The organism is Amycolatopsis sp. NPDC021455, from assembly GCF_040640995.1.
In the GTDB taxonomy this organism is placed as follows: Bacteria; Actinomycetota; Actinomycetes; order Mycobacteriales; family Pseudonocardiaceae; genus Amycolatopsis.
The window spans coordinates 369,163-382,839 of record NZ_JBFACT010000004.1; the positions used below are offsets into that span (position 1 = coordinate 369,163).

12 protein-coding genes are annotated in these 13,677 nt (G+C 71.7%); 7 read left to right on the plus strand and 5 right to left on the minus strand.

Translation table 11 applies throughout. The features are described from left to right. Window positions 1-4: 4 nt before the first annotated feature. Window positions 5-742: a GntR family transcriptional regulator gene (locus tag AB0G28_RS09265; protein WP_361085180.1), complete on the minus strand. Its 738-nt coding sequence runs from the start codon at window positions 740-742 to the stop codon at window positions 5-7. A 175-nt stretch (window positions 743-917) separates the two neighbouring features. Here AB0G28_RS09265 and AB0G28_RS09270 point away from each other — a divergent pair, with 175 nt between their 5' ends. The 4 genes from AB0G28_RS09270 to AB0G28_RS09285 are packed head-to-tail and all read left to right on the plus strand — an operon-like array spanning window position 918 to window position 6,443. Then, complete coding sequence (locus AB0G28_RS09270) at window positions 918-1,913, plus strand: 2-dehydropantoate 2-reductase (protein ID WP_361085183.1); 996 nt, start codon at window positions 918-920, stop codon at window positions 1,911-1,913. A 12-nt stretch (window positions 1,914-1,925) separates the two neighbouring features. After that, window positions 1,926-3,845: a molybdopterin-dependent oxidoreductase gene (locus tag AB0G28_RS09275; RefSeq protein ID WP_361085186.1), complete on the plus strand. Its 1,920-nt coding sequence runs from the start codon at window positions 1,926-1,928 to the stop codon at window positions 3,843-3,845. Window position 3,846: 1 nt separating this feature from the next. Then, on the plus strand, window positions 3,847-5,589 hold the full coding sequence (locus AB0G28_RS09280) for an NAD(P)H-dependent oxidoreductase subunit E (protein WP_361085189.1): 1,743 nt from the start codon (window positions 3,847-3,849) through the stop codon (window positions 5,587-5,589). Then, window positions 5,586-6,443 (plus strand): 2Fe-2S iron-sulfur cluster-binding protein, encoded by an 858-nt coding sequence (locus AB0G28_RS09285; RefSeq protein WP_361085192.1) that lies wholly within the window; start codon window positions 5,586-5,588, stop codon window positions 6,441-6,443. The genes AB0G28_RS09280 and AB0G28_RS09285 overlap by 4 nt, the downstream gene beginning before the upstream one ends. Here the strand turns inward: AB0G28_RS09285 and AB0G28_RS09290 are convergent. The 4 genes from AB0G28_RS09290 to AB0G28_RS09305 are packed head-to-tail and all read right to left on the minus strand — an operon-like array spanning window position 6,440 to window position 10,060. Continuing rightward, complete coding sequence (locus AB0G28_RS09290; RefSeq protein WP_361085195.1) at window positions 6,440-7,108, minus strand: response regulator transcription factor; 669 nt, start codon at window positions 7,106-7,108, stop codon at window positions 6,440-6,442. The two genes, AB0G28_RS09285 and AB0G28_RS09290, sit on opposite strands and share 4 nt — an antisense overlap. After that, complete coding sequence (locus AB0G28_RS09295; protein WP_361085198.1) at window positions 7,105-8,304, minus strand: histidine kinase; 1,200 nt, start codon at window positions 8,302-8,304, stop codon at window positions 7,105-7,107. The genes AB0G28_RS09290 and AB0G28_RS09295 overlap by 4 nt, the downstream gene beginning before the upstream one ends. A gap of 41 nt (window positions 8,305-8,345) precedes the next feature. Continuing rightward, window positions 8,346-9,146 carry an ABC transporter permease gene (locus AB0G28_RS09300; protein WP_361085201.1) on the minus strand — a complete coding sequence of 267 codons (801 nt, stop codon included), beginning with the start codon at window positions 9,144-9,146 and terminating at the stop codon, window positions 8,346-8,348. Then, window positions 9,143-10,060 carry an ABC transporter ATP-binding protein gene (locus AB0G28_RS09305; protein ID WP_361085204.1) on the minus strand — a complete coding sequence of 306 codons (918 nt, stop codon included), beginning with the start codon at window positions 10,058-10,060 and terminating at the stop codon, window positions 9,143-9,145. The genes AB0G28_RS09300 and AB0G28_RS09305 overlap by 4 nt, the downstream gene beginning before the upstream one ends. Window positions 10,061-10,277: 217 nt before the next feature. Between AB0G28_RS09305 and AB0G28_RS09310 the strand changes: the two genes are divergently transcribed. Genes AB0G28_RS09310 through gcl form a run of 3 tightly spaced genes read left to right on the plus strand, consistent with a single transcriptional unit; the run spans window position 10,278 to window position 13,673 of the window. After that, window positions 10,278-11,096 carry a TIM barrel protein gene (locus tag AB0G28_RS09310; protein WP_361085207.1) on the plus strand — a complete coding sequence of 273 codons (819 nt, stop codon included), beginning with the start codon at window positions 10,278-10,280 and terminating at the stop codon, window positions 11,094-11,096. Next, entirely contained in the window at window positions 11,093-11,980 is an 888-nt protein-coding gene (locus tag AB0G28_RS09315; RefSeq protein ID WP_361085210.1) for an NAD(P)-binding domain-containing protein, read from the plus strand. Before AB0G28_RS09310 ends, AB0G28_RS09315 begins: the two co-directional genes overlap by 4 nt. A 1-nt stretch (window position 11,981) precedes the next feature. Further along, on the plus strand, window positions 11,982-13,673 hold the full coding sequence (gcl, locus tag AB0G28_RS09320; protein ID WP_361085213.1) for a glyoxylate carboligase: 1,692 nt from the start codon (window positions 11,982-11,984) through the stop codon (window positions 13,671-13,673). Window positions 13,674-13,677 lie beyond the last annotated feature (4 nt).

A 13,677-nucleotide genomic window follows, 5' to 3' on the forward strand; every position in this document is an offset into this window, starting at 1 on the left:
GCCATCAGGATCGGGGCGCCTCCGGACGTTCGTGGTAGGCCTGGCGGGTCCGTTCGGTGTGCTTGGCCATGATCTTCTCGGCCAGCTCCGCGTCCTCCATCGCGATCGCGGTGATCAGCTCCTCGTGCTCGTGCCAGGCGTCCTGCCCGCGGGGCCGGGCGATCGGCGTGTAGTACCAGCGGACCCGGCGGTCGACCAGGCCGATCAGTTCCGCGAGCACGGCGTTCCCGGACAGCTGGGTGATGAACGCGTGGAGGGCGGCGTTGGCCGCGACCAGGCCCTCGGTGTCGTCTGCCTGGAGCGCCTTGACGCCGGCCTTCTGCAGTTCCCAGAGCCGGTCGATGTCCGCCACGGAGGCGCGCTCGGCGGCGAGCTTCGCGGAGTGCGCCTCCAGCACGCCGCGGACGCTCAGCAGCTGGTCGGCCTCCTCGTCGGTGGGCAGGTGCACGAACGCGCCCTGCGCCGGGCGGAGGTCCACCCAGCCTTCGCTCTGCAGCCGCTGCAGGGCTTCGCGGACGGGCTGCCTGCTGACGCCGAGGTACTCGGCCAGGTCGGCCTCGACCAGGTGCTGCCCGGGTTCGAGGGTGCGGTTGATGATCAGTTCGGCGAGGGCCTCGTACACGACCTGGCGCAGCGGAGCGGGCCGTTCGACGCGCTTGGCCGCGGTCGAGCCGAGCGAGCCCTTGGCCGTGCGGCGGCCGGTGGGGCCGCGGTCGGGAAGGGGGGAAGCGGGCTGGCTCACGGGACACCTCGAAGGGGAGAGGAAAGCGATGATCTCCACTCAGGATACAGGTTTTGGTATGCAAAATCCCAGAATCTCACCCGTCTGGGGTTGCGTGGCGCGACGCCCCTGGTCTCGGAGGTGAATCCAGGATACTGTATGCAATCGCGTGCTGGACCGAACTGGGAGGCACATCATGAAGGTGGCTGTTCTCGGGGCCGGGGCGATCGGCGCCTACGTCGGGGCCGCGCTGCACCGCGGCGGGACCGAGGTGCACCTGATCGCCCGGCGGGCCCACCTCGCCGCGATGCGCGAGCACGGCGTCCGCGTGCTCAGCCCGCGTGGCGACTTCACCGCGCATCCGCACGTCACGGACGACCCGGCCGAGGTCGGCGAGGTCGACTTCGTGTTCCTCGGCCTGAAAGCGAACTCCTACGCCTCGTGCGGGCCGCTCCTCGCCCCGCTGCTCGGCCCCGAAACGGCGATCGTGGCCGCGCAGAACGGCATCCCCTGGTGGTACTTCCACGGCCTGACGGGACACCCGCTCGAAGGGCGGCGCGTCGAGACCGTCGACCCCGGCGGTTCGGTGACCGCCGTGCTCGAACTGCGGCGCGCGATCGGCTGCGTCGTCTACTGCTCCACGGTGATCGAAGAACCCGGCGTGATCCGGCACCTGGAGGGCACCCGCTTCTCCCTCGGTGAACCGGACGGCGACATCTCCGCGCGCTGCAAGGTGCTCAGCGCGGCGATGATCGCCGGCGGGCTCAAGGCGCCGGTCGAGCCGGACCTCCGGAACGACATCTGGGTCAAGCTGATGGGCAACGTCGCGTTCAACCCGCTGTCGGCGCTGACCCGGGCGACCATGGCCCAGATGTGCGAGCACGACGACACGCGCGCGCTCGTCGCCACGATGATGGCCGAGACCCTGGAAATCGCCCGCGCGGCCGGCAGCGACCCGAGGGTCTCGGTCGAAAAGCGCATCGACGGCGCCTGGCGCGTCGGCCACCACAAGACGTCGATGCTGCAGGACCTCGAAGCCGGCAAGCCACTGGAGATCGACGCGATCGTCGGCGCGGTCGTCGAGCTGGCCGGCCTGACCGGCGTGCCCGCGCCGGCCCTGCGGTACGTCCACGCCGCCGTTTCCCTGCTCGACCACACCAGCAAGACCCCCGTCCCCGTCGGATCGCCCTGACCGGAGGTGCCCGTGAAGCGCAGGAAGACCGAGCCGTACGTCCGGCTCACGCAACCCCTGGTCCGCGACTCCGGCGTGCTGCGGCCGGCGACCTGGACCGAGGCCCTCGACCGGGCCGCCGCCGGGATCCGCCGGACTCTGGAGAGCAAGGGGCCCGAGGCGTTCGGGATGTTCTCGTGCGCCCGCGCGACCAACGAGATGAACTTCGTCGCGCAGAAGTTCACCCGCGCGGTGATCGGCACGAACAACGTCGACTCGTGCAACCGGACCTGCCACGCGCCGAGCGTCGCCGGGCTGGCGCGGGTGTTCGGCAGCGGCGGCGGGACGTCGTCCTACCAGGAGATCGAGGACGCCGACGTCATCGTGATCTGGGGCGGCAACCCCCGCGAAGCACACCCGATCTTCTTCCAGCACGTGCTGAAGGCCGTCCACAGGGGAGCGAAGCTCTTCGTCGTCGATCCGCGGCGGACCAGCACCGCGAGCTGGGCGCACCGGCAGCTGCAGCTCGAGGTCGGCACCGACATCCCGCTGGCCCATGCGATCGCGCGCGAGATCATCCACTCCGGACTGGCCAACACGACCTTCATCGAACGCGCCACCGAGGGCTACGCCGGGTTCGCGGCTTCGGTCGAGCCGTGGACCCTCGAGGTCGCCGAGAAGACCACGGGGGTGCCCGCCGAGCTGATCCGCGAGCTCGCCCACACCTACGCCCGCGCCGACCGGGCCCAGCTGTCCTGGACCCTCGGCATCACCGAGCACCACAACGGTACCGACAACGTCCTGTCCCTGATCAACCTCGCGCTGCTCGCCGGGCAGGTCGGCCGCTACGGCGCCGGGCTGAACCCCCTGCGCGGGCAGAACAACGTCCAGGGCGGCGGCGACATGGGCGCCATCCCGGACCGGCTTCCGGGCTTCCAGGACGTCCTCGACGCCGGCGTCCGCGCCAAGTTCGACACCGCCTGGGGCTCCTCGATCCCGCCGCACAAGGGCCTCAACCTCACCCAGATGCTCGACGCGATGGAACGCGGCGACCTGACCTGCGTGTACATCGTCGGCGAGAACCCGGTGCAGTCCGAAGCGGACTGCGAGCACACGATCAAGCGGCTGGGCAACGTCGACCACCTGATCGTGCAGGACATCTTCCTCACCAAGACCGCGCAGCTGGCCGACGTCGTGCTGCCGGCAACGGCGGCCTGGTGCGAGAGCGACGGCACCTTCACCAACTCCGAACGGCGGGTCCAGCGCGTCCGCAAGGCCCTCGAACCGCCGGAAGGCGCGCGCGACGACATCGAGCTGCTCTCGGAACTGGCCCGCCGGCTCGGGCACGACTGGCACTACACCGGCGGCGAAGAGGTCTGGGACGAGCTGCGCTCACTGTCGCCGATGCACGCCGGTATGTCGTATACACGGCTGGAGGAGCTCGGCGGGATCCCATGGCCGTGCTACTCCGAAGACACCCTCGAACCGACGTTCCTGCACGCGCGGCTGTGGGCCGAGGATCCGGCCGAACGCGGCCGGCCGGCGCCGTTCACGGTCATCGAGCACAGCCCGCCGGTCGACCTGCTCACCGAGGAGTTCCCGATCCGGCTCACCACCGGGCGGCGCCTGGACTCGTACAACACCGGCGTCCAGTCCGGCGGGTTCCCGTCGCCGCTGCGGCAGGGCGAGACCCTCGACCTCTGCCCGGAGGACGCGCGGGCCCTCGGCGTCGAACCCGACGAGCTGGTCCGGATCTCGTCCCGGCGCGGCGAGATCGTCGCGCCGGTGCGGCTGGACAAGGGGCTGAAGCCCGGGCTGGCGTTCATGACCTTCCACTTCCCGGACGAAGTCGACGTCAACGTCATCACCATCGAGGCCACCTGCCCGATCGCCGGGACCGCGGAGTACAAGGCGGCGGCCATCCGCGTCGACAAGCTCCCGGTGGAGGTCTGAGGTGGATCTCAAGCTCCTCGACGCCGTGGCGTCGCGCGAAGAACGGGACGCGGTCGCCGGGTTCGCCGGTGGTGGCCGCGACCAGCTGCTCCCGGCCCTGCACGCGGTGAACGACCGGGTCGGCTGGATCAGCCAGGGCGCGCTCAACCTCATCTGCGAGACGCTGCACGTTCCGCCCGCCGACGCGTACGGCGTCGCGAGCTTCTACTCGCTGTTCGCGCTCGAGGAACGCCCGGAGCGGGTAGTGCACGTGTGCACCGACCTGGCCTGCCGAATCAATGGTTCGGATACTGTATGCGATGTTCTCGCCGAGCACGTCGGCGCCGCGGGGAAGGCTCGGGGCGGGGTCACGTGGCTGCGCAGTCCGTGCCTCGGCGTCTGCGAACGCGCCCCCGCGGCACTGACGTTCCAGGCCGGCGACCCGGCCACCACCGAACTCCTCGCCCCGGCGACCGGCGCGTCGGCCGTGCTCGCCGCGCAGCGAGAGCCCGCGGGAGACGGGCCGCCGCCGGTCATCCACCAGAAGGACGGGTTGCGGCTGCTGCGCCGGGTCGGCGTCGTCGATCCGGCCAGTCTGGACGACTACCGCGCGTCCGGCGGCTACGCGGCCCTGCGGAACGCCCTGCGGATGGGGCAGGCCGCGGTGATCCGCGAGGTCACCGACTCCGGCCTGCTCGGCCGCGGCGGGGCCGCGTTCCCGACTGGGCGGAAGTGGGCGGCCACCGCCGCGCAGCCCGCCGGGCCGCACTACCTGGTGTGCAACGCCGACGAAAGCGAACCGGGCACCTTCAAGGACCGGGTACTGCTCGAAGGCGACCCGTTCGCGCTGGTGGAAGCGATGACGATCGCAGCGTATGCCATCGGCGCGACCCGGGGTTTCGTCTACCTGCGCGGCGAGTACCCGCGAGCCCTGCGACTGCTGCGCAACGCCATCGACGTCTGCCGCGAGCGCGGCTTCCTCGGCGCGGACATCATGGGCCACGAGGGGTTCTCGTTCGACATCGAGATCCGCCGCGGCGCGGGCGCGTACATCTGCGGCGAAGAGACGGCGATCTTCAACTCGATCGAGGGCTTCCGCGGCGAGCCCCGCACGAAACCGCCGTTCCCGGTGGAGCAGGGGCTGTTCGGCAAGCCGACGGTGGTGAACAACGTCGAGACGCTCGTGAACGTGCCGCTCATCCTCACCGAAGGCGCGGCCGCGTACCGGGCGATCGGCACCGAAGGCTCGGCCGGGCCGAAGCTGTTCTGCCTGTCCGGGAACGTCGAACGCCCCGGTGTCTACGAAATACCGTTCGGCACCACGCTGCGGGAACTCCTGGCGCTGGCCGGAGGCGTACCCGAGGGCCGCGAGATGCGGGCGGTCCTGCTCGGCGGCGCGGCCGGCGGATTCGTCCGGCCTGACGAGCTGGACCTGCCGCTGACGTTCGAGGACGCGCGGGCAGCGAAGACGACGCTCGGCTCGGGGGTAGTCCTGGTGCTGGACGACCTCGCCGACCTTGGCGGGTTCCTGCTGCGGATCGCCGAGTTCTTCCGTGACGAGTCGTGCGGGCAGTGCGTCCCGTGCCGGATCGGCACTGTGCGCCAGGAGGAGGCGATCCGCCGGGTGCTGGCGGCGGGGTCGGAGGAGCGGCCACTGCTGCGTGAAGTCGGGCAGGTGATGCGCGACTCCTCCATCTGCGGCCTCGGCCAGACCGCGTGGAACGCCATCGAGTCCGCCATCGACCGGTTGGGAGCGCTGCAGTGACCATCGTGGACATCGGTATCCCGAAGCGCCTGGTCGAGTTCACTGTGGACGGTGAGACCGTCCGCGTGCCGGAGGGATCGACCATCCTCGACGCCTGCACGGCGGCGGGGAAGACCATCCCGACGCTGTGCTACGGCGACACCCTGGAACCGGCGAACGCCTGCCGGGTCTGCATGGTCGAGGTCGAAGGCTCGCGGACGCTGGTCCCGTCGTGTTCGCGCAAGGCCGAGCCGGGCATGGTGGTGCACACCGACTCGGCGCGGACGCGCACGAGCCGCAAGGTCGTCCTCGAACTGCTCGGCTCGGCGACGGACCTGTCGACCACCCCGGGCGTCGCGGAGTGGATGGCGGAGACCGGCGCGGACCCCGGCCGTTTCGGCCCGGACGCCGCGACGGTCGCGCAACCGGCCCTGGTGGACAACGAGCTGTACGTCCGCGACTACGGGAAATGCATCCTCTGCTACAAGTGCGTCGACGCATGCGGCGACCAGTGGCAGAACTCGTTCGCGATCAGCGTCGCCGGCCGCGGGTTCGACGCGCGGATCTCGACGGAGTTCGCGAACCCGTTGCCGGACAGCGCCTGCGTCTACTGCGGCAACTGCATCGAGGTCTGCCCGACCGGGGCGCTCAGCTTCAAGCGCGAGTACGACAAGCGCGCGGACGGCAGCTGGGACGAGGCGAAGCAGATGGCGACGACGACCGTGTGCACGTTCTGCGGCGTCGGCTGCAACCTGACGCTGCACGTCCAGGACAACGAGATCGTCAAGGTGACATCCCCGCACGAAAGCTCGGTGACGCACGGGAACCTCTGCATCAAGGGCCGGTTCGGCTGGCAGCACGTCCAGAACCGTTAGCGCGGCCGGACGAGACCGGTCTCGTACGCCAGTACCACGGCCTGGACCCGGTCGCGCAGGCCGAGTTTGGTGAGGATGCGGCCGACGTGGGTCTTCACGGTCGCTTCCGACAGCACCAGCTCGCCCGCGATCTCCGCGTTGGACAGCCCGGCGGCCACCTTCCCGAGGACTTCGAGCTCGCGTTCGGTGAGCCGGTCGAGGCCGCGCGCGGCCGGGGGCTCGCCGGCCGGGGTGGCGTCGGGCAGGTGCTCGGCGACGGTGTCCAGCAGCCGCCGGGTGACGCTCGGCGCCACCACCGCGTCGCCGCGGGCGACCGCGCGGATCGCGGTGAGCAGGTCGTCGGGCGGCACGTTCTTCAGCAGGAACCCGCTGGCCCCGGCCTTGAGCCCGGGGAAGGCGTACTCGTCGACGTCGAAGGTGGTCAGGATCAGCACCCGCGAGCGCGGGTGGGTGCGGACGATCTCGCGGGTGGCGGCGATCCCGTCGACCCCGGGCATCCGCACGTCCATCAGCACGACGTCGGGGTCGAGCTCGGCCGTGCGCGCCACGGCCGCGGTCCCGTCGGCCGCCTCGCCGACGACCTTCAGGTCCGGCTGGGAGTCCAGGACCAGCCGGAAACCCAGCCTCAGCAAGGGTTCGTCGTCCACGAGCAGGATGGTGATCACGCGTGCCCCCCGAACCGGCCGCGCACCAGCCAGCCACCGCCAGCCCGCGGTCCCGCTTCGACCGCGCCGCCGGTGATGCTCGCGCGTTCGCGCATGCCACCCAGCCCGTGCCCGTCGCCCGACGCGACCGGCACCGGCACCGGCTGCCCGTCGTCGAGGACTTCCAGCGTGACGAGCGGGTCCTCGTAGGTGAGGTGGATCGTCGCCGACGTCGGGGCGACGGCGTGCTTGAGGACGTTGGTGAGGGCTTCCTGCGCGACCCGGTAGACCGCCAGCTCGACCGTCGGCGGGAGCGGGAACCGCCGCCCGGTGACCGTCCACGTCGCCGGCAGCCCGGTGGCCCGGACCTGGTCCACCAGCTCGTCGATGTCGGCGATGCCGGGCTGCGGGGCCCGCGGGCTGTCCTCGCCCGTGCCGCGCAGCACCGTGAGCAGCCGGTGCATCTCGTCGAGCGCCTGCCGTCCGGTGGCCGAAACGTGCTTCGCGGCCGCCTCGGCCTGCCCGGCGTCCGTGCGGGCGGCGAACGCGGCCCCGTCGGCGAGGGCGATCATGACCGACAGGTTGTGCGCGATGATGTCGTGCATCTCGCGGGCGATGCGGGCCCGCTCCCGCGCGGCGGCGATCTGGCTCTCCTGGTCGCGTTCCCGCTCGGCCCGGACCGCGCGGTCGTGCAGCGAAGCCAGGTACGCCCGGCGCGTTCGCACGGTCACCCCGAGCGCGAACGCCGTCGTGACGATCGCGGTCCCGAACACCAGGTGCGCGACGAACACCGCGATCCCGGTGTCCCCGCCGAGGTCGGCCGCCGAGAGCGCGACGACCGTGGCGGCGGCCGCCGCGACGCGGTGCCGGTCGCGGTGCGCGGCGACGGTGTACACGGCGACCAGCACCGCGACCGTCGCGGGCGGGAACGAGGCGCCCAGCAAGCCGAGGGCCAGCGCCAGCGCGGCGGTGACGGCCAGCGCGCTCAGCGGGAACCGGCGCCGGAACGTGAGCGCCGCCAGCAGCACGACCACGACCGCGGCCAGGAACCGCGGGGCCGGGCCGGGGCCCTGCGCGCCGACCACCAGGGCCAGGCCGAGGACCCCGAACGCCAGCAGCAGGTCCGCGGGCAGCGGGTGCCGCCGCGCCCACGCGCGCAGCGGCTCGAGGCCCGGCCACGGGGGCCGGAAAGCGGGATCGATCGGTACGGGGGTCACCCGGCCATCATCTCGTCCCGGCCGCCACGCGGACACGGCTTTCAGGCATCCCGCCGCTTGAGCACGACGGCGGCCGCGGCCAGCGCGACGACGACGTAGCCGCAGAACCACGCGAACCCGGTCCAGGGCGGGAGGCTGAGCGGCTGCGGCCGCACCGCGAGCAGTGCCTGACCGGCCGTGCTCGGGAGGTAGGGCACGACGTACGGGGCCCAGCTTTGCGGCAGCAGCGTCCCGGCCAGCCCCGGGACGATGAGGACCAGCGCGACCAGCCCCGCGATCGCGCCCGCGGTGTAGCGGACGAGCCAGCCGAACGCGACGCCGAGCAGGCCGATCCCGGTCAGGTAGAGCCCGGTGCCGGACACCGCGCGCAGCACGCCGGGAGCGGCGAGCGTGGTCTCGATGTCCTGCGAGGAAAGGAAAGCCTGGCCGCCGAGGAACGCGGCGAACGCGGCCAGCTCGCCGACCACGAGCGTGACCGCGGCGAACACGGCGGCCTTCGCCAGCAGCACCGGCGTCCGGGCCGGGACCGCGGAGAACGTCGAGCGGATCTGCCCGGTGCTGTACTCGCCGGACACCACGAGCACCCCCAGGACGCCGAACGCCAGCTGGACGAGGGCGTACCCCTGCAGGCTCAGCGCGGTGGGTTCGAGCCGCTCGCGAGTCTGCTCGGTCAGCTGCGGCCACCGGTCGGCGTAGAGCGCGCAGGTGAGCCAGCCGAGACCGACCATGCCGGCGACGGCGGCGGTGATCGTCACGGACGTGGACGTGAGCGAGCGGAACTTCACCCACTCCGAGCGCATCACGCGGCCGAACGTGACGCCGGGCGGGTTCGTGGTCGTCATGCGGGCTGTCCTTCCGGCGTGCGGTACTCGAGCGCGTCGTCGGTGAGTTCCATGAAGGCCTCCTCGAGCGACGCCCGGACCGGCGTCAGCTCTTCGAGCGGGAGCTCGTGCCGGCAGGCGAGCAGGCCGATCTCGGCACTGGTCAGGCCGTGCACTTCGAGGAGCCCGGGCGCGGTGCTGGTGACGTCGATCCCGGGCCCGGCCAGCAGAGTCCGCAGCTCGGCGGCCCGGGGCGTGCTGACACGCACCACCTTCGCCGACGCCCGGTCGACGATCTCGCTCACCGACGCCTCGGCGATGATCCGGCCCTTGCCGATGACCACGAGGTGGTCGGCGGTCAGCGCCATTTCGCTCATCAGGTGCGAGGAGACGAACACCGTGCGCCCCTCGGCGGCGAGCCGGCGCAGCAGCGTGCGGATCCACAGGATGCCCTGCGGGTCCAGGCCGTTGACGGGTTCGTCGAGGATCAGCGTCGCCGGGTCGCCCAGCAGGGCCGCGGCGACGCCGAGCCGCTGGCCCATGCCGAGGGAGAACGCGCCGGCCCGCTGGTGCGCGACCTCGGTCAGGCCGACCAGGGCGAGCACCTCGTCGACGCGCCGCCGCGGGATGCCGGTGGTGAGGGCGAGCGCGAGCAGGTGGTGGTAGGCCGACCGTCCGGTGTGGACGGACCGGGCCTCGAGCAGCGCGCCGACTTCCCGCAGCGGCGCGGCGTGCCGGTGGTAGGCCTTGCCGTTGACGGTCACCGAGCCCGAGGTGGGCGCGTCCAGGCCCATGATCATCCGGATGGTGGTGGACTTGCCCGCCCCGTTCGGGCCGAGGAAGCCGGTCACCGCCCCGGACCGGACGGTGAACGTCGCCCCGTCGACGGCGGTGCGGCGGCCGTACCGCTTCGACACCGCCCGTGCCTCGATCATTCCTGTGGTCCTTTCGCCGGTCGTGGCGGCCCAACGTAGGCGCGTACCGCGGCTTGATCGACCGTCCCGCGGACGATCCGTCGGGCGCCGGCGTGCGACTCGCGGCGTACGGGCTACGCCGGAGGTCGCACCCGCTCGGGCGTTGACCACCCGGCCGCGCGCCGGCTATTCTCGATATACGAAAGAAAGATTCCGGATAGTGAAATTTGAGGTCGCGATGCCTGAAGAGGGTCACTCCCTGCCGTACGTCGCCAACCTGTCGATCCTGTTCAAGGAGGTGCCGCTGCCCGAACGTGCGGCCGCCGCGCGGGAGGCCGGGTTCACCGACGTCGAGTACTGGTGGCCGTTCGACACCGCGGTCCCGGCGCGCGACGAGGCCGACGGCTTCGTCCGCTCGCTCGAGGAGGCCGGCGTCCGGTTGCGCGGGCTGAACTTCTACGCCGGGGACATGGCGGCGGGGGAGCGGGGCCTGGTCTCGTGGATCGGCCGCGAGGCGGAGTTCGCCGACAGCCTCGTCGTCGCCCTCGGCATCGCCGAACGCACGGGCTGCCGCAGCTTCAACGCGCTCTACGGCAACCGGCTCGACGGCGAAGACCCCGCCAAGCAGGACGACCTCGCCCGGGCGCACCTGGACAAGGCCGCCGACGCGGCCGCGCGGATCGGCGCGCAGCTGGTCCTCGAACCGCTCTCCGGCGCGGACCGCTATCCGCTCAAGACCGCCGCGGACGCCGTGGCCGTGCTCGACGACCTCGGGCGCGAAAACGTGCGGCTGCTGGCCGACCTCTACCACCTGGCAGTCAACGGCGACGACCTGGACGCACTGGCGACGAAGCACATCTCCCGGATCGGGCACGTGCAGATCGCCGACGCGCCCGGCCGGCACCAGCCCGGCACCGGCTCCCTCGACCTCGACGGGCACCTGCGGCGGCTGGAAGCCGCGGGCTACGCGGGGTTCGTCGGGATCGAGTACGTCCCGGACCCCGACACCGTCACGTCGCTGGCCTGGCTGCCGAAGACCCGAAGGGGACGAGCATGAAACTGGGATTCATCGGACTGGGCGTGATGGGTGCCCCGATGGCCGCGCACCTGGTCGCGGCCGGGCACGACGTGAGCGGCTACGACGTCAGCGCGGCGGCGGGGGAGAAGCTCGCCGCCGCGGGCGGCCGCGCCGCGACCGGTGTCGCCGACGCGGTGGCGGGGGCGGAGGTCGTGATCACGATGCTGCCGAACCACCCGCACGTCGAGGAGGTGGTGCTGGCCGACGGCGGCGTCCTGGACACCGCCGGGCCCGGCACGCTGCTCATCGACATGAGCACGATCCGGCCCGAGACGTCGATCGCGGTCGCGGAAGCCGCGCGGGACAAGAAGATCCGCGTGCTGGACGCCCCGGTGTCCGGGGGCCAGGCCGGGGCCGAGCAGGCGTCGCTGTCGATCATGGTCGGTGGCTTCGAAGAAGACTTCGAAGCCGCGAAGCCGGTCCTGGACGTGGTCGGCAAGACGATCGTGCACGTCGGGCCGCACGGCGCCGGCCAGGTCGTGAAGGCCGCGAACCAGCTGGTCGTGGGCGGGATCTACGGTCTGGTGGCCGAGGCCATCGTGCTGCTCGAAGCGTCCGGTGTGGACGCTGCCACGGGCCTCGACGTGCTCGCCGGCGGTCTCGCGGGCAGCCGGATCCTCGAGCTCAAGCGGCAGTCCATGGTGGACCGCCGGTTCGCTCCCGGGTTCCGGATCGACCTGCACCACAAGGACATGGGGATCGCGCTGGCCGCCGCCCGGCAGGCCGACGTCGCGCTCCCGCTCACCGGGCTGGTCGCCCAGCTCGTCGCCGCCGGCCGCGCCATGGGGTACGGCTCCCTGGACCACTCGGCCTTGCTGAAGGTCGTCGAACAGTTGTCGGGCCGCGTCCCGGCGGAGGTGTGACATGCCCAGAATCCCCGCGATGCAGGCGGTCGTCGACGTCCTGGAAAGCGAAGGCGTCGACACCGTCTTCGGCTGCCCCGGGGCCGCCATCCTCCCGCTGTATAACGCCCTACAAGGCCGGGCGATCGAGCACCTGATCGTCCGGCACGAAGAGGGCGCGACGCACATGGCCGACGGCTGGGCGAGGACGAACGGCAACGTCGGCGTCGCGATCGGGACGTCCGGCCCGGCCGGGACGAACATGATCACCGGCCTCTACACCGCGCACGCGGACTCGATCCCGATCATCTGCATCACCGGCCAGGCCGCGACGGCGAAACTGCACCAGGAAGCCTTCCAGGCGGTCGACATCGTCGAGATCGCCAAGCCGGTGACGAAGTGGGCGGTGCAGGTCAAGGAGGCGGCGCAGCTGCCGTGGATCTTCCGCGAGGCGTTCCGGATCGCGCGGTCCGGCCGTCCGGGCCCGGTGCTCGTCGACCTGCCGATCGACGTCCAGAAGCAGGACATCGAGTGGGACTCGTCGATCGACTCGCCGCTGCCGGTGACGGCGGTGAAGCCCGCGCCCGCGCGGGTCGAGCGGGCCCTGGACCTGCTGCTGGCCGCCGAACGCCCGCTGATCCTGGCCGGCGGCGGGGTCGTCCTCGGCGAGGCGAGCGAGCGGCTGCGGGCCGTGGCCGAACGGCTCGACGTCCCGGTGCAGGTGACGTTGATGGGCAAGGGCAGCTTCCCCGAGGACCACGAGCTGTTCGCCGGAATGGCCGGTATCCAGACGTCGCAGCGCTGGGCGAACGCGGCGTTCCTGGAGGCGGACCTGGTGCTGGCGCTGGGCGCGCGGTTCGGCGACCGGCACACCGGCGAGCTCTCGGTCTACCGCGGCGCGCGGAAGTTCATCCACGTCGACATCGAGCCGACCCAGCTGGGCAAGGTGTTCGGCCCCGACCTCGGGATCGTCTCGGACACGCGCGAGTTCCTCGACGCGCTGCTGGCGGCCCTGGAGCGTCGTTCGAGCACGCCGAGGCGCGAGTGGGTCGCCCGGATCGGAGAGCTGAAGGAGGCCCTGCCCCGGCGGGACGACTTCGACAGCCTGCCGATCAAGGCGCCGCGGGTGTTCAAGGAGATCAACGAAACCTTCGGCGAGGACACGTACTTCGTCACCGCGATCGGGCTGTACCAGATCTGGTCGGGCCAGTTCCAGAAGGCGCACAAGCCGCGGCACTACCAGGTGTGCGGCCAGGCCGGCCCGCTCGGCTGGGAGATCCCGGCCGCGATCGGCGTCAAGAAGGCGCGGCCGGACGCCGAGGTCGTCGGCGTGGTCGGGGACTACTCGTTCCAGTTCCTCGTCGAGGAGCTGGCCGTGGCCGCGCAGTACGACGTCGGGTTCGTGCTGATCATGCTGAACAACGAGTACCTCGGGCTCATCCGGCAGGCCGAGACCGGCTACGAGATGAACTTCGAGGTCGACATCCACTACGACACGATCGGCACGGACAACGTGAAGATCATGGAGGCCTACGGCTGCTCCGGCACCCGCGTGCACGAGCCGGGGGAGATCCGGACGTCCCTGGAGTGGGCGCGGAAGGAGGCCGAGCGGACCAGCCGGCCGGTCCTGGTGGAGATCATGATCGAGCGCGAGGGCAACGCCGCCATGGGCGCCGCCCTCGACGCCGTCCGCGAGTTCGAACCGGCGGGCTGACGTC